The organism is Aminivibrio pyruvatiphilus (assembly GCF_004366815.1).
Classification (GTDB): Bacteria; Synergistota; Synergistia; order Synergistales; family Aminobacteriaceae; genus Aminivibrio; species Aminivibrio pyruvatiphilus.
The window spans coordinates 135462-159681 of sequence record NZ_SORI01000004.1 but is presented as its reverse complement, the minus strand read 5'-3'; the positions used below and the strand labels follow the sequence as shown (position 1 = coordinate 159681).

The window sequence follows — 24220 nt, the reverse complement described above, 5'->3', positions numbered from 1 at the left end:
CTAACGGCCTTTCAGGCTGCCGAAAAGTTCGTAGGCGAGGATGCCCGCGAGCTCCCGAAGAGCCAGGGATGTATTCCTCAACCCTGAAGGTGAAGGAAGCACGTCGGTGGCGATGAGCTCTCCGGCCCCTTCGAGGCGGCCCGAGGAAAGGGGGCGCACCGGCTCGGGCCCGAGAAATCTGGCCGCCGAGTTCATGGACCTGCGAAGATGAAATCCTGACGTCACCAGAATGACCTCGTCAAATCCCCTCTCCCGGATTATTTCCGATGAAAGAAGAAAATTCTCCCAGGTCGTTCTTGACCGTCCCTCAACCAGCAGCTCACCCCTAAAACCTATTATCTCCGCCGTCCGCCGGACCATTTCCTCTATTCGCCCGTCTGCTGCCTTTTCCGGGTACCCCCCCGAATAGAGAAGTGGAGCCCCAAGTTTCCGGGCGGCCGAGGCCCCCGCAACAAATCGCTGCAGGGTTTCCGGGCTCATGCTGAAGACGGTGTCGCTTCCGTCAGCGGACCAGATTCCCCCCGCCAGCACGAGCACCACTGGTGCCTTTCCTTCAGCTCCGGCTATTTCGAGAGGATAGGGCTCTTCCAGCGGCATGAGGAGCAAGCGGGCCGTCAGCGGAATGGAGAAGACATACAGAAAAAGGGCGAAGAAAAAAGCGAAAGAAGAGGGGGACATCCCCTTCCTTTCGCTTTTGCGGCAAAAATACAGGCCTCCGAGAAGAGCAGCGGTGACAAATATTCCCGGAGGAGTCAGAAAAGCCCCGATTGTCTTGTAAAGCAAATACGATAAGGTCATTCTCCGTAGTGGTATTCCCTGGAAAGTTCAGCCCTGTGGTTCTTCAGGAATTCCAGAAGACTGTCCTTGCTTGTTGTTATGTGGGCCCTTGTTTCCTCTCTCGCTTTCAGCCTGTCCCCGGAAAGAACGGCATCGATGATTGCAAGATGCCCCCAGGTGAACTGGGTGATGGGGGACCGTTCGACGGAGAAGGGTCTGCAGAGGTTGATCAGGTCGGAGATATTGTTCAGCATCAGTGCAAGGAAATGATTTGTGCAGGCCTGGTAAATCATGAGATGAAAGGCCCTGTCTTCACTGACGTATGTTTCGGCCGGTGTCGCGTCTGTCATGTCCTCGAAGATCTTCCGGTATTTCTGAAGTTCGTCCTTCGGAGGCTGGGCACACATATTTTCAACAGCGAGAATTTCCAGTTCCGTTCTCAGCTCGTACAGGTCCGCCGCATCCTTCATGCTCGGCAGGGTAACAAAAGCTCCCCGCCTGGGCGTCAGGGTCACAAGCCCAGTCTGCGCCAGCTGGCGGATCGCCTCCCGCACCGGAGTCCTGGATACGGCCATCTGTTCGGCCAGTTCGATCTCCGAAAGCTTCGACCCCGGCCGGATCGCGCCGTTGACGATGGCCTCCCTCAGTTTTTCATACACTATCTGTCGCAGTCCCTGGTTAAATGCCGGCGACAATGGATTCTTTTCCACACGCATTGACCTCCCCTTACAGCACAATGTACTCATTATACTGCATGAGAAGTACTTGCAAAAGTGCCTGAAACAACTTTATGGACAGGTTGTAGGTTTGCCCTTTTTCTCCCGTTCAAGGTGGTCATACCAGAGGGAGAGCGCGTAGATGACGTCCGAGAGCCTATTGACGTACCTGTAGGCGTCTTCGGCGAGTTCTCCCGTCCGGAAAAGCCCCACCGCCGTGCGCTCGGCCCGTCGCGCCACGGTCCGGGCCACGTGCAGTGAAGCCCCGGGCGTTGAATCGCCCGGGCGGACAAAGCGGAAATTCTTTCCCGTCACTTCCGCCACTTTTTCGGTAATTTCCTCCAGCATGAGGATATCGGGGCAGGACAGTCCGGGAAAGAGGGCTATGTAGCCCATGAGCTTTCCCAGTTCCTGTTCGAGCATGCACAGCCTTTCGCAGATCTCGGGGTACTCGCACAGCGACCGGGCCATTCCTATGTGTGCCTGACATTCATCGAGAGTGCCGTAGGTTTCGACTCTCGGATGGTCCTTCGGTATTCGTTCGCCGTTCCCTATGGACGTTTCTCCCTTGTCTCCGCCTTTTGTGGTGATCCAGACATCTCCCATGGAAGTCCCTCCCGTCTCAGCCCTGTCCGCAGCCTGCGCAGCTGTCGCAGCTTCCGCCCGAGCACCCTCCCAGAGAGGAGAAGACAACCCGGATCAGCCCATCGGTAAGCACTCCCGGAGGCAGAGCCTGGTATTCCCTGCCCTCGACTCCCAGGGTCCTGGTCTTGAAGGGTGTACCGTCGGGGAGCAGGCACCCTTCACACTCTTCATAGCTTACAGGTACTCCAAGAACCTCCTCGATGCTTTTTTCCTCGGGGATTCCCATTTCCGGAGAGAAGAAAGAGATGTAATTCAGCTTTCCCGCGTTTCTCTCCGTTATGGCATGGATCTCCATGACCTGGAGAACCGGCTGTATATTCAGGTTCGCCAGCTTGGGCGAAAGATTTTCGATCATGGAAACAAGGTAGCTGTTTGTTTCTGCGCAGGGAGCGCAGGAAGCCCCGGAATCCCCTGAAGGAACATACTGCCGTATGAAAAGTTTATTCATCCGTTTGACCCTCCTGATATTGAATGCCCTCATTATACACTCCCCCCCTGATGGAAGAGGGAATTCACACCGGAATAATAAAACCTATCAATATGGTATAATTAGAATAATTCATAGCTAAACTCATCAGCAAAGGAGATGATTTCCGTGAAAAAATACCTGAAAATCCAATTTCTGCTCATTGCCGCGGCTGCCGTTTCTCTTCTCTTCGCAGCCCCCGCACTCGCCGCCATGGGAGAAATCCAGAGCTTCTCCTTTTCCGGCTTCGGCCCCGGCGATATCCTCGGTCCTGGAGAAAGCGCCGCCCCCGACGGCAATCCGGACGCAGTGTTCTCCGTTTCAATCACGGGCATCGGCGCCCTGGCGAATTTCTCGCTCCGTTCCGGAGACGGGAAATCGACATGGGACACCACCCCCGGAAACAACATTCCGGGCATCCACGTTCAGGACGGTGCCGGAAAGCTGCTGACGGACAGCAGCAGAGGTCTTCCCATCACTCCCTTCCTCCTTGGCGCCTCCTTTGTCCTCACGGTCCACGACGACGGCTCCCTCGCCAGGGGAGGAAAATTCACCCTCACCGCCCTTTTTGTCGACGGATCCGAAAATTCGGCGACAGTGGAAATTCCCCCCTCAGTAAAGGAAGAGCCCGAACAGACTGCCCAGGTTAAAATCCTGTCGGCCAGGTGGAGTGACGAGGCAAAACGGGATCTCACCGGCGATTACGAAAAGCTGGCCGGGGACGGTGTTCCTGACGAGGCTATCCGGGTCGTGGTCCAGGGCAGCGGAAAACTGACCGGCGTAACCGTGAGGAGCATCAAGGGAGATGCTGCCGAATGGGACACTCTTCCCGGAAACAGTGCCTGGCTCGTGGCAGTCACATCCTCCGAAAAAGTACTGAACCGCAAGGACGGAAGCATCGAAGCCGACCTGAAGGGAAGGACTGCCCTTGATCTCCGCCTGACCGACAACGGCTCCATAAAAAGGGGAAGATCAACCTTTGAAGTGAGCCTCACTTTCTCCGACGGTTCCGTGGTGAAGCGGGCAGTGGACGAAAAACAGGCAGGGCCTGCCGGAGACGCCTTCGCGGGGAGCGCGGTGCTCCTCGGCCCCGGAAACCGTGACCTGACGGGAAGAAATGAACAGCGGGCAGGCAACGGCAAACCGGACATTGAGGCTGAGCTCAAGGTGGAAACAACAGGAACCATAGTGGCGGTAAATATTCACACCACTTCAGGAGTGTCAGGTGAATGGGATACCATACCCGGAAACGGCAAATGGCTTGTGGTGCTCACAGGCACCGACGGCGCCATTCTCAACAGGGCAGACGGATCCGTATCCATCCCGGTGTCCGGTCCCTCGGTCTTCCATCTCTGGTATGAGGACAACAACGCCTTTTCAGAAGCGGAAACCAGAGCAGCGGTAACGCTGACCTATGATGACGGAAGGGTTCTCTCCCGGCAGCTTCAGTCACCTTCATCGGGACGCCCCCAGAGGGGACCCGGCAGGCCTGTTCAAAAGGAAAGCCGCGAGCTCAGACTTTCCCCTCCACGGCAGGCTTCGAGCAGCGACTATGTCGGCAAGGGAGAGCGCCCCGGAAAAAGCGGAAACAAGGACTGGGTTTTCGAGCTGCAGATCACGGGAAAAGGGAAGGTTGAAAGCATGACCCTCCAGGGCAGTTCGTCAACCGGCATGGCCGTCTGGGACACCATACCGGGCAACGGGTTCTCCCTTCTGGGCATAACAGCTCAGGGCAGGGGCCTTCTGAACCGGGCGGACGGTACAGTATCCTTCGACGTACCGCCGAACAGCAACCTCATGCTCTTCGTGGAAGACGACGGCTTTCTCCGCAGGAGGGGCCAGAAGCAGTTCAAGATCCAGGTGACATGGAGCGACGGTTCCGTCACCGAGAGCAACTGAAAGGCTGATATTTCCGGGGATGGAGGATTTCTTCATCCCCGGAACTTCAAAAGGGGCTGAGAACAATGAAACGTTTCGCATGCCTGTTGCCGGCTCCGGTCTTCCTCCTTCTTTTCCTTTCTGCCTGTCCATCCGGAGCCTACAGCCGTTACCCCCTGGGGGGCGTATGGGAATATTCGGGAAGCGTCAACGTAACCATCAACGGACAACAGGCTGTTCTCAGGGACAGCGGAAGAATCACCATCGACTCCGGATACTCCTATGACCGGTGGGGCCGTGATTTCGACGAGAGAATCAGAAGATTCCTGGCGGATGGAACTTTTTCCGTGTCTCCCTCTCCCAATATCAGGGAAGACTATCGTCAGTCGGAGTGGGTCAATCAATGGTACAATTTCCGCTCCTTTGAAATCTCCATTGACAATGTACGGTATTACATGGAAATCACAGGCCGAACGCGGGCAGACCTTAGGATTACGAGGACAATTGACGGTCAGCGGGTTTCGGCGGTTTTCTCCGCCGCCCGGATCAGGTGGGATGAAGACTGGGATGACGATTACGGTGACGGATGGTTTTACGGCATAGGGGCCGGATGCAGTACAGGAACCCGCCTTTTCCCTTTCTTTCTTCTGCCGCTGCTTTTCCTTTGCCGGAAAAAATGACGCGAAGCCTGCTCTGTCCCCCGCTGGACATCCATCATAGAGTATGGTAAAAATTACCAGTGCCGGCCGGGGTGGCGGAATGGTAGACGCAGCGGACTCAAAATCCGCCGTGGGCGACCACGTGGGGGTTCGAGTCCCCCCCCCGGCACCAGTTTTTTTAAACTCGGCTTTTTTCACGTAATCTGTTTCTTCTTCGCTTTTCTTCAATTTCCCCCGATTCCTGGCTTTTCAATAGATCCCGGGCCATGTGCCGGGGAGAAAAAAATCCGCCTTCATGCTATCATGCTGACCGTAATCGGTCACTGGGACCCATCCTTTGTTCAAGGCACCCGATCAGGACATTCTGCCGGAACTGCGGAATTTCGAGGGTTTTCCTGGTTGTTTCAGGTTTGTGCGGTCCTTGAAGGAATCCAATACAATCCTCGCCATAGACCCGGGAGGTACAACTGACCATGAAGCTATTTTTCCCGAAAATCATACTGCACTTCCTCGTCCTTTTTCTCTGTTTTGTTCCTGCCTCCTCTTTTGCGGCTCCTTCTCGGGAGGACGCCGAAAGGCTGTTTGCCAAAATGCTGCTCGAAATCGAGGTTGCCGCAAAAACAGCCGAGGCCGAGATAGAAAAACTACCGAGCATTGTGGACGATGAACGTTCCCGGATCAAGAACGCCCTCGACCAGTGGGCCAACAACAGGCTGACGAAGATTGTCGAGGCGAATTACAGGAACGTGGAGAAGGCTCTGGAAGAAACCAGGCTTCCCCAGGAGGAAGGGACGTTCAGCGTCTGGTGGAAGCAGACTAAGGCGGGAGCGGGCAGCCATGACGATCTCAGGAAACTCGTGGAGCTATTCTTCGCCGATCTCCAGCCCCGGCTTTCCTCCGTCAGCGAGGAATTCCAGAGGGAGATACTGAAAAGCCTGGAAGAAGAGGCACAGATCCACCTGAAGGAATCAATGGAACGGATACGGAAACCCTTTCTCGGCATCCTCAGGCAGCGCCTTCCGGTCTACAACACAATTCCCATCCCGAACACCGACAGGGCGGCCATGTCCTACGGCTCGTCAGGAAGGAAGAACGGCCTTTCCGAAGGGGCCGTTCCCCTGAAGGGACTTGTGGGCGTGGCGCTGGTCCTTCTCGGAAGAAGGATCATAACGAGGATAATGAAGTTTCTCGTCATAAAAATAGCTGGAAAGGTGCTCGCGAAGCTGGTGCCGGTCATCGGATGGGCGCTTCTTGCCTTTGAAGTGTATGACATGGCTGGAGCCCGTGACCGCCTTGAAGAGGAGATGCGAAAATCCTTCTTCGAGGAGTACAAGGCGGAAATCAGCGCGGAGACGCTGTGGTGGAAGAGTGAAAACGGAGCAGGCCCTTCCATGCGGGACGAAGTGGACCGGAACATCGGGTCGCTGCTGAAAAACTGGGAACGGATCTGCCGGTCCGAAGCGGACTCCATGATCCAGAGTGCCCATATCCTGTCCTTTTCCGAAGAGGTCAGAGAGTACGTTTCCGGGCAGATCAGCGAAGGGGCGGAATTCGAGCCGGTGCTCCAGAAAATGAGCATCCTCTGGGACGTTTTCGGCCAGCTGCTGGCCCAGGGTCAGGTCCAGGTTTTTGAATCCATGCTCGTTTCAGCGCCGGACCGGAGCGAACTTCGGCTCCTCGCGAAAAGTCTCGGTCCGAAGCTTCCGGAACTGTACAAAACCTACGGGCGGGATTTTCTGCAGGCGGTCAGCAAGATCGGTGTGCAGAATTACCTTTCTTCCGAGGAGTGGGGCAGGGGAGAGATCGACTGGCACCTGCTCAACGAAAACCTCCTTACTCTTCCCGACCTCGCAGACAACAGGGATGCCGCCGCAGGCCTGCTGACCCTTGTGCTGGAGGGGGCACCGGTCCGGGGAATATCTCCTGACGCTTTGGCAACTGTTGCGGGGCAGAAGGGGCTCTTCGGGAAAATATGGCAGGTCCTGAAGCCTGACATGAATAGGACGATTTTCCTGCTGGGGAACAGAAGAGCCGCCGCACACATCGCCGAAAGCATGGAACTCTATCCTGCGGCAGCCGCTGTTTTCCTGAAGAGCTACGGCCCGGAATTCTGGAGCGCATGGTCCCGGGACGAAATCATCGACCTGCTGCAGATCACCGACTTCCGCTCGGTCAACTCGGGCAAGGCCCACGAGGCTGTCCTTGTTCCGCCGGAAGACCGGGCCGAACTCGTCAATATTTTCCGCAAGGCCGGAAAGCCCGGAATCGCCCTCTGGGACATATACGCCACGGAAGGCACCGGGGCGGTGGGGAAAAACCTCGCCAGGCAGAGCGTCGAATGCCTTGCCGACGGATATGCTTTCGAGGACCTGAAAGAAAAGGACAGGCTCGAGTTTGCCGTGTTGTGCAGGAAAATTCCCCTTCTGGGCAAGTTTTTCTACGACACCTTCAAAAACCTGGGATTCCTGCCCCGTTTCCTGGTCATTCTTGCGGGAATCCTTGCAGTATTTGCCATGTTCTTCTTTTTCTTCAGAAGGAGAAGATGACCATGAATCGAGATAAAGGAACAGGAGAAGGAAAAATGCCGAAAATCAACGTTCCGGTGCTGACCGTGGACAGTCTTCCCGGAAGGCAATACGAATACCTTGGCTGCGTGACTGCGTCCTGCTGCCTCTCGAAGTCCATCGTCCAGGACCTCTCTTCCAACCTGAAAAACTGGACCATCGGCGGCGAGCTGAACCAGTACCGGGCCATGATCGACCAGTCTGTAGCCCTGGTGATGGAACGAATTGCCGAACAGGCGGTGAAAACCGGAGCGGATATGGTGCTCGGGTTCAGGCTCTCCACGACCAGCGTTTCCTCCGGAGCGGCGGAAGTGATCGGGTACGGGACGGCCGTAAAGCTCGAGAAATAAGTCTCCCCTGGAGTTCCAGCAGAAAAAACGGCGGCTTCCTGCCGGCAGGAAGCCGCTGCTTTTTTGTGACGAAAACCGTCATTCAATGCAACACTTACACATTTATAGGACAATGGCCTGATTCAGAAAAAGATTCGGCGCCTATCTGAAGCTGATTTCAAAAACATCACCGGACCGGCCGGCAAAAAACAGGTAGCTTCCTTCCGGAACAAAGATTTCCCCCCCGTCGGTGATGCTGTCAAAAAGCAGGGGATGATCCTCTTTTTCTGCAATAACGATAATCCTGCCATCGGCGGGCTTCGTGAAAGAGAAAATTGCCCCCTGTTCAACCCGCCTCCATTCATTTTCCCCTTCCGCCCCTATGACCACTTTTTCACACCTGGCCGCCGGTGCGGTATCTTCCCTCGAGAAGACAAACTGCAGCACCTTCGCCCTGATTTCATTCCCCTTCCTGAACAGGTGCAGGGATGACTGGTCCCGGAACCCGGTTGCCGCAATGGCCGCATAGTCCGCGGATTCCACTTTCTTGATTCCGAAGAAATCGATGTACCCCGGCAGTTCGGCTATCCTGGATGACCGGACGAGCAAAAAATCCGGAGACTGGAGAAACGGGGAAGCGTTTCGCAGCAGCCAGACGGTGCCGTCCATATCGACGGCAAGGTGATTGGGCCTGTCCGGGACAGAGATCTTCTGGAAGGAGGGAATATCCGTTCCGTACAGGGGAAGATCCGCCATAACCAGGAAGATTTCATTTCCGGCCTCAGTGAAATAGTATTTCTCCTTTCTTTCAAAATCATGAAAATACCCGCCGCTATATTCGAGGACAAGGGGAGCGGGGGAGGCCCCTGAGGCCTGTCCCGGAAGGGGCCTGATGTTGAGCAGCCCCTTTTCCGCTTCGAAGGCGAAAAGCGCCGCCCTGGAAGCGTCCACGTAATATCCTTCAAAGGCCAGAAGTTCTGCGGGAACCGGTTCAGCCCTACCAGGAGCCATGACCCGCGGTGTGCCCGGCACCGGGAGGTTTTTGTCCCTCAGAAGGGCCTCCAGAATTTTCGAAGTCGCCTGCTGGGCGGGGCCGTGGCCGGAGAAAATGACAGCTGCCGCAAGACCCCGGGAAGGAAGAATCTGGAGATTGGTGGAATAGAACGTAGTCCCTCCGCTTTTGCCCACCATCTGGAAGCCCAGTTCCTGATAATCGGGGAGAAGGGCATAATCCCAGCCGAAGGCTTCGAGGATGGTCTGTCCCTTCAGTGAAGCCGCAAAGGGTGTCGGCTGGGGACGGAGTATCTCTTCCAGCATTTTGGGAGAAAGGAAAGATTTTCCGCCGGGGATAAAGGCGCCCGCGAAACGGCACAAATCCTCCACGGTAGAGGACAGGCCTCCGGCGCCAAGGACCGTGATTACTTCGCGGGGGTATTTTTTTCCGTCGTCGCCGTAGAATTCCGCAAGCCTTCCTCCGGTAATCCCCAGGCTTGCACCCGTATCTTTCATGCCCAGGGGGTCAAAAACCTTCTCTTTTAAAAAATCGAGGAACGGCTTTCCGGAAACCCGTTCCGCTACCATCTCGGCCAGGGTGAACCCGTCGTTGCAGTAGATGCCCATGGCGCCGGGATCGTGCTTCAGGGTGCTCTCTTTGAGAGTTTCGATCAATATTGCCTGGGGGTCTTCGTCGGCCTTGTACCCGAAAACGAAGGTTGAACCGGGAAGCCCGGATGAATGGTTGAAAAGCATCCGTATGGTGATGTCCCTGTACCGCGGATCCTTCATGACAAATTCAGGCAGATGCCGTACAACCGGGTCGTCGAGATTCAGCCAGTTTTCATCCGCCAGAATGAGGATCGCGGCGGCGGCGAACATTTTGCTCGTCGAGCCGATGTTGAACCTGGTCCTGCCGTCGGCGTTTCTCCCCTCCGCCCTGTCGGCGGCACCGAAACCATCGGAAAAGATTATTTTCCCACCGTCCATGACAGCCACAGAACCGCAACTGACGCCCCCGGAAGTGACTGTCTTCCACAAAAATTCCCTGGCCGTCCGGAGTGTCGCGTCATAGGAGGCCGCCGCAGGCACCGTGAGAAAAAACAGAAGAAGAATGACCGCCCAGGATAGAGGCCAACGCGTACGTTTCAATTTTCCGATCCTCCTTTATTTTGAAGCGAAAAATTTCCCATGATGCTTCCCGTCTCCGCTTTTTAAACCTTTTGTAATATAGCATCAATTCATGCAGCCAACAAGCTTTCAGTGGAAAGGAGGGAACCGATGGTATCAGAAAAATTGCTGATATTCCCGAATCTATGGTATTCTTTTTGGGGGAAGAAGAGGGATCCTTCCGACTCTTCCCCGTTGTTCCCTGCGTCATGGCGGATGCTGTCGGTATAGGACTTTGCATAGACAACTGTATGGAGGGAATAGGGGATGGCCAAAAAAAAGTACAGGATTGCGATCATGGGCGCATCCGGCGCCGGAAAAACCGTCTTTTTGAGTTCTTATTTTAATCTCGTCACCAATCTCGGTCAGGGCAAGCCCGTATCTCTGAACACCCCGGAAGCTTCCGGGGAAGTCGGTCGGATCATCCGGACACTCTTCAAGCAGCAGGTCCCGGTGAAAGAGAAGGCAAAAAAGGATCTCATCGCCTATTCTGTGATTCCCCTTGATATGGACGTCAGCTTTATCGACGTGCCGGAGGGCGGATCAAAAAAAAGGCGCGACTGGCAGGACCACAAGTTCCTTCCCGAATTGAAATCCGCGGACGGCGTGCTCTTTTTCCTCCCGGCCGACGACCTGATGAAAAATCCGGAGAGAATTCTCCGGGAAAACGGGACATTTCAGGAAGCCCTCTCCTTTCTTCTCGAAAACCATTCTTCCCGGTGGAGCGGCGGCCGGAAAATACCGGTAGTCTTCCTGTTCACCAGGGGGGACACCGTCCCCGACGTTTCCGTCGAACAGCTTACAGAGAAAATGATAGAAGTCCTGGGCAAAGACCGGCAGAAGTCTTCCGCCCTGTCAGCCTTTCTTTCCGGCAGCGGCGGAGATCTCAAGGCTTTCAGGGTAATTTCCATCGGCAAATGGCCGGACCAGAAAACCCTTCCGAAAGAATATGAGCCCCAGAATGTCATAAAACCAATGGAGGAACTCTACAAAATGATGAGCAGCCAGGAGCACGAACGCAAAAAGATCAGGTCCGCCGTCCTCGCGGTAGCAGCCCTTCTCGTCGTATCAACGGCGGCCACCTGGGGCATGAGCCACTACAGGTGGAGCGGCACAAAAAGCGAGGCCCGGAAGCTCATGGCGGCTTCCAGACACGAGGATGCCCTCAAGATAGTGGATTCTTTCGGGAAGAGCTACGTCTTTCCCGATCCCATCCCTCTCATTCCCTCGGCCCTGCGGGGGGGAGCGGACAAGGAAGCCTTCCGGAGCAGCATTCTTAAAGCCCACGAACAGGCGCAGTTCGACAGCCTTCTGCCGCTGATCCGGGACCTTGACACCGCCAAAATGCCTGATGTGAAGTCCGGGCAGTACCTGGACGCATCGGGAAAAGTGGAGAAGTACCTTGCAAATTCCCCCTTCCGGACCGTGAACCAGGCCAACTATGACAGGATCCAGTCCCTCCGGTGGTACTTCGAAGCGGGACAGGCCCTTCTCGGAAAAACGGCAGGCAGCACCGCAGATACAGCCGGAAATGCGGGCGAAGCCTACAGCCTCCTGGAGAGCTGGCTTGATTTTCTGCCAAAGCTTCCCGAACAGTGGAAGACCGAAGGAGAGCAGAAGGCTGCCGAGCTCTTCTCCTTCTGGGCTGACATGGCCGGACCTGACGCTGACATCGAAGAAGCGGAGGCTTTCGTTGCCTCTGCCGCAAAGCTTTCAGACAACCCCAACACATCGGAGGAGCTGAAAAAACTCATCGCCGACCGGAGCGCAGCCTGGAAGGACATGATTTCCGCCAGGTGGACCGACAGGGGAGCCGCATGGGTTCAGGAGGCCTCCGCCCTGACCCCCGAAGATGGGATTGGGAAACTCCAGGCCCTTCTGAAGAGGGAAGATCTTCCTGAAAGCACACGCAAGACCCTCTCAACCGCTCTGGAAGACCAGTATATGCGCCTTGCCGAAACCCTTGCCGGGGACGGGAACGCTGACAGCGATGCCATCCGGGGCGCTCTTTCACGGCATCCGGAAATGCCTGACGCAGCAAAGAAGACCCTCTCTGACCGCATTCTCGCCATTGCAAAGAACGAAGCCGCGGGCGTCTCCGCAGGCATAGAGGCTGCCGAATCTCTTGAAGCCCTTGGGGCGAGGCTGTCCGACCTGGACCTCTCCTGGACGGACTACCCGGCCGGAAAGGAAGAAGTGGCCCAAAGTTTCGAAAAAACATTTTCCAGGCTCGTGACTTCCGAATGGGAGAAAATCGCCGGAGAAGCTGCCGCCCTTGCGGAAAAGAAGGACTTTGCAGGGGCAAGGGGGCTGTTTGCCTCCTCTGTCGAAACCCTCACCGCCAGGCTTGAAAAGGCCGGGCTCGGGGCATTCGGAGACGGTGCGGTGGCGGAAGCGGCTGAAGTCCAGGGCACAAAACTTCAGGAACTTCGCCAGGCCCACCTCTCTGTCTGCAAAACAGCCTTCGAAGGGCTCAAATCATCCAAAAACAAAGAAGACATGGCAGCGGTCTCCGAAACGCTGAAGGCTTTTGCCGCCCTCTGGCCGGATTCGGAAGAAGCTGCAGAAGCAGAAAAGGCTGTCGTGTTCCTCGATGCCGTGATCAACGGGGTCAAGGCCGTCCTGACCCTCGTCGGCGGCGACTTCACCGCAGCCGATTCGCTTCTCGACACTCCCGACATGAAGATTCTCCTGAAAAAGAACGGCGCAGTACTGCTCGAGACAAAAACGGTGGACAACGAGGTCCGGCCCGTTTTCGGCGAAAAGCACGAATTCACCTGGGACGTGGAATCCCGCTTCACCTTCGTCGGGATCGAAACAGGGGGCGTTCTCGGCTCGGACAAGGAAGTCTTCAACGTCGCAGTGGACGCGGGCGGAATCTTCGGCTACGAAAAGCTCAGCGGAACTCTGAAGAGCGGAGGCAACTCCCTCACCATAAAACTGGACATGGACCTTCCGGAATCTCCCTGGAAATAGTCATTTAGGGGCCCTGAAATCGAAGAAACAACAAGGGCGGAACCCGGCAACGGGTTCCGCCCTTGTTGTTTCTTCCATGGAGCGGGAATCACTTCTCGGCGTATTCCCTGATAAACTCTTCGATAAGCTCAGCCGACAATTTATCGGCCAGCCGCTCCCACGTCGCCGAAACCTTTGAGAAAACAGGCGCCAGCTCTTCCCTGGAATAGGTATGAACTTCCACGCCGGCCTCCCTCAGAAGGCCGAGGTGCTTTTCCTGGTCCTTTTCAGCCAGATAAATGCTCAGGGCGGTTATCTTCGAACAGGCTTCGGCAATGACCGCGCGGTCTTCTTCCTTCAGATTTTCCCACGTCTTCAGGCTGATCATGTAATTCAGATTCTCCATGGAATACCGGAGATCGTACCAGTATTTCAGCACGCCTTTCAGCATGGTGTACGCCGCCGTGGGCGTCATGCCGTTGACCCCCTCGGCAAAACCGTTCTGGAGGGATCCCCGAACCTCGTCCCAGGGGATGGTGATCGTCCGGTAGCCCATGGCCTCCGCACCGAGCTTGAAAACCTCCATGTTCGGGATGCGCAGCAAAATACCTTTCTTGACCTCCGGATTCAGGGGTTCATTCACCGGCTTCGTGCTGCCGATGCCGATGAACCCTTCCATCTGAAATCCGAGAAGCTTCACCCCAAGGCGGGTATGAAGCTCGTCCATCTTGTGAAAAAGCCATCCGTCAGGGGCAAAAAGCCTCCTTGCCCCGTCAAAGGTCCGGACGATACAGTTGATGTAGGCGATCTCCAGCCTCGGGTCAAACTGGCTCGGCACCGTAATCGCGGCCATATCGATGGACCCGCGGATCAGTTCCTCGTACACCAGGGTATAATCCCCAAGCTCGTTGTCGGGAAAGACCCGGATCTCCACGCGTCCCCCCGTTTTTGCCAGCACTTCCTCCGCTACCTGCCGCATGAGGGTGGTAGCGGTATGCCCCTCAGGAAACTGCCCTGCAAAGCGGAGAGTCACTTCCGGCGCCGCTGCCGCGCAGCCGGAGAAGAAGGCCGGAATGAAGAAAAGGGCACCAAGAAGAACGCACAGCACAACCTTACGCATAAAACGCACTCCTTTCAGAATGAAACCCGTCGCCTTGCTCCCGAAACCGCACCGTCTCCGCAGGGACCGGAATAAACTTTCCTACGGGTAATAATACAACATTTGAGTTCCGGGGAAAGGGTGTTCATCAATAAAGACGATTACCCCGGCCCACAAAGGATTTCGGCATTTTTCCCATGCTCGCGGAGATGTGCGTTTCCCTGGGCGGAACCTGTGATGAACTCCTGCCGGAAAACAGGGAGTTCATGATTACATTGATCAGTTGACCCTCTCCCAGGCATCCTGCGTCAGCATGTACACCACCGTTTGTCCGAGCTTTTTATTGTCCTGTACGGCAACCCGGATGGATTTTCCCGTTCGTGTGTGCTGTATCCTGAATATCTTCCCAAGCCCTGTCGTGCCGGCGGGGAAACCTCCCCGGGATTCAAGCTCGTCACAGACCTCATATCCCGACATGTACCCCTTCTTGTAAATTTGCCCCAAAACATCGATTGTTCCGTCAAGGCCATATGACACAAAATACCAGTCAAAATACGATGAACCTGAGATTCTGTACATTTCAAGCTCTGCCTTGAAGGTCGTATTCCAGTCAACGGAATCCGGCTTGCCTACGTTGTTGTACACCCAGTTCCGGTCACGGAAAAGGTCAAGCCGCTCGGCGAGCCCCTGGGAAACGGAAGCCCATGCGGACACAGCCGAAAGGCAGAGAAGAAAAAACGCAGAGAAAACAATTGCGCGATTTGCATGGTCCTTTTTTGGCATGAGATCAACCTCCCGGAAAAATTTGCCGGAAATACCGTGTACAGGATATCGAAAAGCAGGGAAAGAAACAACCGAAAGGACAGGGTTGACTGTACCGCAGCACCTATTCCCGGTATACGCTGCTCAAAAACAAACGGAGGAAAAGTGTTTAGTCACTTTTCCTCCGTTTGATCCATTATAAAGGCGAAATAAATGGCGGAGAAGGAGGGATTCATTACCATTTTCCTCTCTTTTTATAAGTCGTTGCAAACACTGCATTCTTCAAAAACCCGTTGTGCCGTTTTGTAACACCACTTTGTAACACCACATCCGCCCCCCGCAACGGTTTTATTCTACATTACGGAACACCAACGTTCAAGAAGCAAGACCGATTTTTCGTATAGTGTTCAGATTAATTCAGATGCTGAAAAAGACTCCGTGGACGCAAAAAGAACCGCTGGGAAGTTTGTCGATTGATTTGTCCTGACCTGTCTTTAAAGGAATGAAGACTCTGTTTAGGGTGAATTTAGAATTATTCAGAAGACCAACACTCCTAAAATTTCGAGAATTAAGGTATACTTACTTATGTGAGAGCCGAGAGTCCATTCAATTCATAAGAATCCTGCAATAGCGAGGATTCTTTTCTTACACAATCCAATGAGTGCCACAAATACAAAATGCATACATTATTTTTCGGAGGGTTAATGACCGACAGAACATTCTCGTTGTACGGTAACCATCGAATCCCGCTCGTGATATTGCTCGAGCGATCCAATGCAATAGCTTGAATACTCTCCGAAAATTTGAGTCCTTATTTTTAAAGCGAAGATGTGGAATTTGGAGGAGCTCTTGTTGAGTATGTTGAACCTACAAAAATAGGGGATGAAGACCGTTGGCCCGAAGGGAAATACTCGGGGTGCGGGTCAAGCTCGCAAGCCCGGAAAGAATACGGGAACTCTCCAGCGGAGAGGTGAAGAAGCCCGAGACCATCAATTACCGGACCCTCCGGCCTGAAAAGGACGGACTCTTCTGCGAGCGCATCTTCGGCCCCATCAAGAGCTATGAGTGCGCCTGCGGAAAATACAAGCGCAGCAGCCCCAAGTTCAAGGGGATCATCTGCGACCGCTGCGGCGTGGAAGTCACCGACAACCGGGTCCGCCGGGAGCGCATGGGCCATATCGAGCTTGCCGCGCCGGTGGTGCACGTCTGGTACCTCCAGGGCATCCCGAGCAGGCTCAGCCTGCTGCTGGGCTGCACCATCAAGGACCTGGTGAATGTGGTCTACTTCGCCCCCACCCGCCGGCGGGAGGCCGCCTACAAGGTGGTCATTGAGGGACGGCGGATCGACCTTGCCCGGAAGAACGACGTGCTCTCCGAGAGCGAGGTCCGCATCCACAGCCACTACGATCCCAAGTTCAAGGCCGAGGAAGCCTTCCGCATCGTCACCGTGGACGACGTCCCCGTGAACGAGGACGACCTTCTCTCCGCGGGGCAGGTCTCCCGGTTCAAGACGGAGTACGGCGACGAGAGCTTCAAGGTGGAGACCGCCTTCACCTTCGTCACCATTCCCGATGACCCTTCCTGCGCTGTAGGTGCCGTGGTATCAGCGTCTGAAGTTGAGCGTCACCGGAAGCGCCACGGCGACACCTTTGAAATCGAACGGGCCATGGCCGGAAACCAGGAGGCCTTCGTGGTCATCGCCGCCGTCCACCTTCCCTTTGCAAAGGGCGACGTCCTCTCCGAGAGCGAGTTCCGGCTCTACAGCCAGAAATTCCCCGGGAGGTTCACCGCCCAGCAGGAAGTCATCACCGTGGAGGACCCCTGCTACGTTGTCATCGAGGAGGGCATCTCCCCCTACGCTCCCGCCGACATCATCCTCGAGAGGGAGTATGACCTCTGCGCCGCCTACGACAAGAAATTCCGGGCGGGCATCGGAGCCGAGGGCGTCCAGGCCCTGCTGGAGCAGATCGATCTCGACCAGCTCGGCGCGGCCCTCCGGGAAGAAGTCTCCGAAAGCACCGGCCAGAAGAAACGGAAGCTCATCAAGCGCCTCCAGGTGGCGGAGGACTTCCGGAAGAGCAAATCCGCGGCCAAGTCCATGATCCTCGAAGTGCTGCCGGTCATCCCGCCCGACCTGCGCCCCATGGTGCAGCTCGATGGCGGCCGGTTCGCCACGTCGGACTTCAACGACCTGTACCGGAGGGTCATCAACCGGAACAATCGGCTTATGATTTTTCAGGATCTCAAGGCTCCGGAGATCATCATCCGCAACGAAAAGCGCATGCTCCAGGAAGCCGTTGACGCCCTCATCGACAACGGCCGCATGGGCAAGGCCGTGCTGGGCGCCGGAAACCGGCCCCTCAAGAGCCTCACCGACCTGCTCCGGGGCAAGAAGGGGCGCTTCCGGCAGAACCCCCTCGGAAAGCGGGTCGACTATTCCGGCCGCTCGGTCATCGTCATCGGCCCCCAGCTCAAGATCTACCAGTGCGGCCTGCCGAAGCAGATGGCCCTCGAGCTTTTCAAGCCCTTCGTCATCCGCCAGCTCGTGGAGCGGGGCCTCGCCCCCAACGTGAAGAGCGCCAAGCGTATCATCGAGCGTGGCCGGGAAGAGATCTGGGGCATCCTCGAAGAGATCATCAAGGACCACCCCGTCATGCTGAACCGGGCCCCCACGCTCCACAGGCTCGGCATCCAGGCCTTCGAACCCGTGCTCATGGAGGGCAAGGCCATCCGCCTGCACCCCATGGTATGCACCGCCTTCAACGCCGACTTCGACGGAGACCAGATGGCCGTTCATGTGCCCCTGTCCATCGAGGCCCAGGCGGAGGCGAGGCTGCTCATGCTCTCGGCGAACAACCTGCTCTCCCCGGCGAGCGGCCGCCCCGTCATGACGCCCACCCAGGACATCGTCCTGGGCATCTACTACCTGACGGACATGAAGGACGAAACGGCAGGGGAAGAATTGCCCCATTTCACCGACCTTGACGACGTGCTCGTGGCGTTCAACCACGGCGCGGTGAAGGTGGACGGCCGGGTCAAGCTGAAAAACAGCCCCGAGTGGGGAGGGGAAGGGAACTGGATCATCACCTCCCCCGGCCGGGTCATCTTCAACAGCATCCTTCCCGAGGGACTGCGGTTCGTCAACCGACAGCTCGGAAAGAAGGACCTCGGCGCCATCCTCGACCGGGCCTACGACATGGTGAACCGGGTGGCCATGGTGAAGATGCTCGACGACATCAAGATGCTGGGCTACCGGTGGGCCACCCGGAGCGGCATCAGCTTCGGCGTGCAGTCCATCATCATCCCGCCGGAGAAGATGGAACTCACGAGGCAGGCCATGGAAGAGGATGAGGAGCTCAAGTCCGAGTACAACATGAGCATCCTCACCCAGGACGAATATCTTTTCCAGAAGGAAAGCCTCTGGTCGGAGAAATCAAGGTCCATAGCCGACAGCATCGTGGACCACATGGATCGGGTCAACCCCATCCGCATGATGAGCGACAGCGGCGCCAGGGGAAGCCGGAGCCAGATGGGCCAGATGGCCGGCATCCGGGGCCTCATGTCCGACCCGTCGGGACGGATCATCGACTATCCCATCACGGCGAACTTCCGCGAGGGGATGAACATGTTTGAGTACTTTATTGTAGCTGCTACTACCAGGAGGGTAATTGCCGATACCGCCCTCCGGACGGCCAAGTCGGGATACCTCACCAGGCGGCTCGTGGACGTGGCCCAGGATCTCATCATCACGGACCATGACTGCGGCACGGACCACGGCATCTGCATCGAGCCCCTGAAGCAGGACGGGAAGGTCATGATCCCCCTTTCGGAGAGGATCTACGGCCGCACCGCCCTGGACGACATCGCCGACCCCGCGACCGGCACCGTGATAGCGTCGAAGGGTGAATGCATCTCCGTCGAGACGGCGGAAAAGATAGAAAAGGCGGGAATCGAATCCGTGTGGGTCCGGAGCCCCCTGACCTGCGGCCTCCGGCACGGCGTGTGCCAGGTGTGCTACGGCATGGACCTGGCCACCAGGAAGGAAGTCCCCATGGGCGAGGCGGTGGGCGTCGTTGCCGCCCAGTCCATCGGCGAGCCGGGAACCCAGCTCACCATGCGGACCTTCCATACGGGCGGTGTCCGTCTTACCGGTGAGGACATCACCCAGGGTCTTCCCCGGATCGAGCAGCTCTTTGAAGTCCGCCGTCCAAAGAAAGTGGCCTACCTCGCCGGCGTGGACGGCAGGGTTTCCGAAGTCCGGGTCATGGAAGGCAAGCGGAAGGTCATCATCACCTCCGGAAACGGCGAGAGCGAGGAAAAGACTACCTACAACATCCCCATCAGCCAGAACCTTCTGATCAAGGAAGGGGATGAGGTCAGGAAGAGCGACAAGATCACCGAGGGCAACGTGGACCCCCAGCAGATGCTCGAGGTGGAGGGGATCGAGGCCGTTCAGCGGGCCCTCGTGGACGAGATCCAGGAAGTCTACCGATCCCAGGGCGTGTCCATCAACAACAAGCACATCGAGGTCATCCTGCGGAAAGTGGCGCCGGTGAACCGGGTCAAGATCACCGAGGAGGGAGACACCTCCTTCGTGGCCGGCGACCTCGTGTGGACCGACGACATCGACGCCGAGATGGCCCAGATAGTAAAGGAAAACGAGGACAACATCACCGAAGCGGTCCGGATCTTCTCGGGCCGGATCCTCCGGGACGTGGCTTCCCAGAAGCTCAACGAAGCGGTGACCAGGTATATCGGTGTCCCCCTGGACGAGGAAGCCATCCGGACCATACTCAGGCCCGGCATGATGATCTCCTCCGTGGTGGTGGACGACGAGGAAGGCGTTCCCGTCACCCTCATCGTGGGCGAGGCCGCTTTCAGGAAGCAGATGGAGGGCATGGACCTCATCACTCCCTTCACCTCCTCCGACGGCAAGGAAATTTCCGCCGGGACCCACCTGACCCTCGGGCAGCTCGGCATCATCACCGCCGACGACCCGACGCCCCTGCTCGTCCGTGACGGCGAGATTCTTGAAAAGCTCGCCGACGGCGTTTATCTCGCTGAAAACATCATCGTGGACGACGAACTCATCGCGAAGGCCGACAGGGTCTTCACGGCGAAGGACGCCGCCCGGTGCAGGGAGCTCAATGTCCCGTCCATCGTCCTGTGGCATACGGTGGAGCGGGTCAACATACCCGACAAGCTCGAGGAGAGCCTCAAGGACAAGTGGGGCAAGCCCCTGACCCAGGCCATCGACCGGGACGGGGATGCCATTGCGGACATTCCGCAGCTGGTGGATGCTTCCATCATTAAAGGAATTCTCGACGGTTCCGTTTCCGCCATAGAGATAGACGGCTCCATTTTCTCGAGAGACCGTTTTCTCAGGGATCTCCTGTCGGCCAAGATCTACGGCAAGGTATTGCTCGAATCAGTGACCGACAGGAAAGGACATGTCCTGGCTGAAGCCGGCACCGAAGTGAACCAGGCCGTGATCGACGCCCTCGCCGACTGTCCGGATCTCCTGGAAGTGGTGGTCCGTCCCATTGGCGCTCCCCGGAAGGACGAAAAGAAGATCATCCAGCGGGTGACCTTCGTCCGGAAACTCCGGGAGGGGCCGAAGGTGAAGCCCTTTGTTCACGGCATCACCAAGGCGGCCCTCGCCACGGACAGCTTCCTCAGCGCGGCGTCCTTCCAGCAGACGGCCCAGGTCCTGGCCGGGGCGGCGGTCAAGGGGGAAATCGATCCCCTCGAGGGCCTGAAGGAGAACGTGATCATCGGTCACCTCATCCCCGCCGGAACGGGAGTTGAAAGATTCCGGGCCATCAGGGTCGGCCAGGCCAGGGCGCTGGCCGAAAAAGCCGCCGGAGCGGGAGTGGAGTTTTTCCAAAACATCAAGATGATTCAGATGACTCCAATACTAAGAAGACCTGAAGAGAAAAAAAATCCAGAGAACTCCCCAATTTCTTTTACCGAGGAATATTATCAAGATATGCCCAAAGCAAGTTTTGAAAACAAAAAAGCAGGCTATCCAGTTTCTGGAAGCGATGTTAACCCTTATCAACATTTTTCTGATGAGGAGAAATACGATGAGATAGTTCCCATGCCTTATGGCAGTCAACATAAGGAAATAGAAGTGACTTTAGGAGAAAAGCATAATATTGCCGATGAAGAAGCTCATTTTTATTATGCCGCAGAATCGAAAAGGCCGGCACCAGAGACTGGATTGCAAGAGAAAATGGATGAAAATAAGGATGACAGCAACAGCTTTCAAGAGCATGCCCAGCATGATCGCCCGGCATTCAGACCTGGTGGAGAAGATTCTGATGAAAGGGTCCAGTTGGTTTCCACGCCTCCAGACCATGTTTTCTCTGAAGGAAACGGAGACGAAACTGCTCGGGACGATGAAACAAGAAAGAAAGCGAATGTGAAAATTCTGAAACGTGTCACTCTCATAATCCTGTTTTTTGTAGTCATGTTGCTTGGCTGGCTTATGCTCCATGGAAATGTGCGGACTCAAGGAGATCGATCAAGGAAGGGGCAAGGTGAAACACCATTTTTCTTCTCTCAAAAATCAGAAGTGTATGCTGCTGATCTGGAAATCATAGGATATTTGAGTATGGGTCGAAAAAACGGAAACCGCTCGTTTTTTATAAAACAGAGCTAGTAATCCCAGAGAAAAGCTGTAAAAAATAAGGATAGGTTGCTTCTACTGAAAAACAGCAGTAAATTATCTTCAACAAATAGGGTTAGAGCAGTATAGAAAGATGAAAATATTTATGGAATCTATCTATGCAGGCTGATAAATGGAGATTTTTAGGTTTATTAAAAATATGCAGGTCGAGTTTTCAATACTATAAAAGAGATGCTCTCGATTCTTCTTTTTCTTATTCAAAGGGTCCGAGTGTACTAATTTGAAACATCTTTTATGTGATGGTGGTATGTTCACGTCTTTGATCTAATTTGTATTTCTCTGAATAATGAGGTGGATCTTATGTCACTTGGCGTTTCAGCAAATACTAATGAATCACGCTTTAAAAAATGGCTTTTCAGTAAAAAACTGTCCGATCCTAACCAAGTGATGAAGCATCTCTATTCAATTCCTCGTTTTATGAAGATTGAATTTGATTTTATCCATCTGTCGCCTTCTTTGATGAAAAATAAAGTTAGAGAAGTGATCTCATCCCCCGAATTCAGGTCAATGCCCACTTTAGAGCAGTTTGCGATTATTGATGCTTTACGGCTGTATGAAAAGTTTTGCTCGGAGGAAGGAAGCGAACTTGAATCGAGGTATGATAGTGCTAAAAGGGGAACTCTTTCAGCAGATTCTCTTTCAACAGCGGAATGCAGGGAGAAAATGGTGTCTCAGTCTCTAGAGACTCTGCTGCAGGAAGATAAATACCGTCCCCTTCTCGATGCTTTTAAAATAGATGGAATTACGACTCTGGAACAAATAAGGAATATTTCCATCTTGCAATACATGAATAGAAAAAATATCTACCCTTTGAAAGAGCGCCTAGAAATTTTAAACAGCATTAAAAAGCGTTTCCCAAACGAACCTTCTTCAAAAGAAGTGCAGTTTATCTTGGCCCCAAAAGATGCGTTCGTACAGAAAAATGCTGGTCTTGTGGTGATGGATCTCGCCTCCGAAGAGATTTTGAGTGAGGTTGCCCCTGTCCGCTCTGTGGTAAGCAACAGGTCTTTCCCGGTCGAATCTTGGTCTGATGTCCTGCTTTGTGTATGCAGTGCAGCAATCCAAAAAAGCCCGGAACGTATCGGAAAACTTGCTGACACTCCTATTGTTCGAGGAGAGTGCCCCTTAATTTCCCGAAACAAAAACGCTTTCCGTTTTTCAAAGGAATTTGCTGATGGTTTCTTCGTGAACGCTGATCCCGATGTCCGTAATGTTGTCCGCAGCGCGCAGAGCATTTGTCTTCATACAGGCATTCCCATCCAGGAAGTGCAAATCTACGTGCGCCCAAAGTTTTCGTTGGGGATGCGTACATGTTCATCCAATTCGGAGGTTTCTCTTTCAAGGAATCGGGATGATATCTTGAACGATACAACTGCATCATATCACCTTTCGGAACATATTTTGGATTTTATTAAGGGCTATGGTGTTCAGGGGGCTTCTCTGCAAGAAATTTGTTCTAATCTGCAATGCACACGGGCGGTCGCATCGGAATTAATCGCTTCTGAAATTCTAATCGTAGAGATTGGAAGAGAGAAGTATGTCCATCGTTCTGCAATTGTAGACGCGGACAAGATTGCAGACGGGTTGCACCGAATTCTTGAGCGGCTTTTCGAGCGTTTCGACGGATATGTTTCAGCGCGTCTCTTATACAATGCAGTTCGAGTGGAGTTAATGATTCCCTTGAACGATAACGGCTTTGATGACATAGTATCTGTATACTTGCTGGCAAAGCATTTTTTTTCAAAAGAGCAATATCGTGGCCATTCTTTTGTCTTTTCCAATGGGACCCATATCTGGTATAAAGAACCGAGTTATCCGAAGACAATGAAAGGCCTTGCAATCCATTTCGCTCGTATGGCGAAAAATATCGTTTCCGGTGAAGAGTGCGACGAGTTTTTAAAGCGCCTTGGCTTCAATGTACCGAATTTTAAGCAAACTGTAATGGGTATCGGGAGAGAAGGCACTTTTTTACAGTATGATAGAAATCATTACTTGCTTGACGAGTTCCTACAAATAAATGAACAGTGGATAAAGCATATTTCCGGGTGCCTTTCAAGGATTTTCGATGGCAACAAGTTTATCATTCTTCGCGACATTAGGAAGGAATGGTACTCGAGCCTTCCTGAACTGCCATTTCGCCTTGAATGGACTGCGCTTTTGCTCCAAGAGGTTCTCCGATTCCATCAGGATATCGGATATCGTTCTATACCCGCCCTTTCTGGACAGAGAACAGATACTCTGCACGCCGCACTCGTTCCTTTGCAATCCGAAATAGCGACCTTTGCCGATGTTGTTTCAGCTTTGCTTCAAGAACGACGGGAGCCCCGCAAACGTGTCAGTGCTGAAGATTTGCGCCAATTCTTGAAGCAAAACGGGGTGTTGGAGGGAAACGAACTTGTCGGCAGCATGCACAAGGCACTGGACGATTTCCGATTTGCCTGGTCCAAGGACATGAGAACAGTCCTCCTGAACGCAGGAGTATAAACAATGAACCCTCCTTGGACGCGAGACGAAGT

General features: G+C 54.7%; 14 protein-coding genes and 1 tRNA gene. 8 read left to right on the top strand and 7 right to left on the bottom strand.

Going from position 1 to position 24220, the window contains the following annotated elements; all coding sequences use genetic code 11:
- The 4 genes from C8D99_RS04860 to C8D99_RS04845 all read right to left on the bottom strand — a co-directional run bounded on the left by C8D99_RS04860 (position 1) and on the right by C8D99_RS04845 (position 2586).
- Positions 1–678 carry a YdcF family protein gene (locus C8D99_RS04860; RefSeq protein ID WP_166670008.1) on the bottom strand — a complete coding sequence of 226 codons (678 nt, stop codon included), beginning with the start codon at positions 676–678 and terminating at the stop codon, positions 1–3.
- 116 nt (positions 679–794) lie between these two features.
- A complete protein-coding gene (locus C8D99_RS04855) occupies positions 795–1487 on the bottom strand; it encodes a GntR family transcriptional regulator (RefSeq protein ID WP_133956973.1) in 693 nt (230 codons plus the stop codon).
- A 78-nt stretch (positions 1488–1565) separates the two neighbouring features.
- Complete coding sequence (locus tag C8D99_RS04850) at positions 1566–2099, bottom strand: cob(I)yrinic acid a,c-diamide adenosyltransferase (protein WP_133956971.1); 534 nt, start codon at positions 2097–2099, stop codon at positions 1566–1568.
- A gap of 16 nt (positions 2100–2115) precedes the next feature.
- Positions 2116–2586 carry a DUF2703 domain-containing protein gene (locus C8D99_RS04845; protein ID WP_166670007.1) on the bottom strand — a complete coding sequence of 157 codons (471 nt, stop codon included), beginning with the start codon at positions 2584–2586 and terminating at the stop codon, positions 2116–2118.
- Between the two features lie 147 nt (positions 2587–2733).
- Here C8D99_RS04845 and C8D99_RS04840 point away from each other — a divergent pair, with 147 nt between their 5' ends.
- The 5 genes from C8D99_RS04840 (at position 2734) to C8D99_RS15145 (ending at position 8055) form a co-directional block, all read left to right on the top strand.
- Positions 2734–4503 carry a hypothetical protein gene (locus C8D99_RS04840; protein ID WP_133956967.1) on the top strand — a complete coding sequence of 590 codons (1770 nt, stop codon included), beginning with the start codon at positions 2734–2736 and terminating at the stop codon, positions 4501–4503.
- A 65-nt stretch (positions 4504–4568) separates the two neighbouring features.
- Positions 4569–5162 carry a hypothetical protein gene (locus C8D99_RS04835; protein ID WP_133956965.1) on the top strand — a complete coding sequence of 198 codons (594 nt, stop codon included), beginning with the start codon at positions 4569–4571 and terminating at the stop codon, positions 5160–5162.
- A gap of 65 nt (positions 5163–5227) precedes the next feature.
- Positions 5228–5313: transfer RNA gene (locus C8D99_RS04830), tRNA-Leu, on the top strand.
- A gap of 301 nt (positions 5314–5614) precedes the next feature.
- On the top strand, positions 5615–7687 hold the full coding sequence (locus C8D99_RS15150) for a hypothetical protein (protein ID WP_166670006.1): 2073 nt from the start codon (positions 5615–5617) through the stop codon (positions 7685–7687).
- Positions 7688–7722: 35 nt separating this feature from the next.
- Positions 7723–8055, top strand: a complete 333-nt coding sequence (locus C8D99_RS15145; RefSeq protein ID WP_166670005.1) for a YbjQ family protein — start codon at positions 7723–7725, stop codon at positions 8053–8055.
- Positions 8056–8196: 141 nt separating this feature from the next.
- Here the strand turns inward: C8D99_RS15145 and C8D99_RS04820 are convergent, their stop codons facing one another.
- On the bottom strand, positions 8197–10179 hold the full coding sequence (locus C8D99_RS04820; RefSeq protein ID WP_133956961.1) for a serine hydrolase domain-containing protein: 1983 nt from the start codon (positions 10177–10179) through the stop codon (positions 8197–8199).
- Between the two features lie 285 nt (positions 10180–10464).
- On the opposite strand from C8D99_RS04820, the gene C8D99_RS04815 reads away from it, so the two are divergent.
- Positions 10465–13173, top strand: a complete 2709-nt coding sequence (locus C8D99_RS04815; protein WP_133956959.1) for a hypothetical protein — start codon at positions 10465–10467, stop codon at positions 13171–13173.
- Between the two features lie 88 nt (positions 13174–13261).
- Here the strand turns inward: C8D99_RS04815 and dctP are convergent, their stop codons facing one another.
- Entirely contained in the window at positions 13262–14272 is a 1011-nt protein-coding gene (gene dctP, locus C8D99_RS04810) for a TRAP transporter substrate-binding protein DctP (protein WP_133956957.1), read from the bottom strand.
- A gap of 258 nt (positions 14273–14530) precedes the next feature.
- The gene (locus C8D99_RS04805; protein WP_208321083.1) at positions 14531–14896 is read right to left on the bottom strand and encodes a hypothetical protein; all 366 of its coding nucleotides are present in this window, start codon (positions 14894–14896) and stop codon (positions 14531–14533) included.
- 1009 nt (positions 14897–15905) lie between these two features.
- On the opposite strand from C8D99_RS04805, the gene rpoC reads away from it, so the two are divergent.
- Both rpoC and C8D99_RS04795 read left to right on the top strand, forming a co-directional pair.
- Positions 15906–21677, top strand: coding sequence for a DNA-directed RNA polymerase subunit beta' (gene rpoC / locus C8D99_RS04800; RefSeq protein ID WP_133956953.1), 5772 nt, complete (start codon positions 15906–15908; stop codon positions 21675–21677).
- Positions 21678–22004: 327 nt separating this feature from the next.
- Positions 22005–24188, top strand: a complete 2184-nt coding sequence (locus C8D99_RS04795; protein ID WP_133956951.1) for a hypothetical protein — start codon at positions 22005–22007, stop codon at positions 24186–24188.
- Positions 24189–24220: the final 32 nt, after the last annotated feature.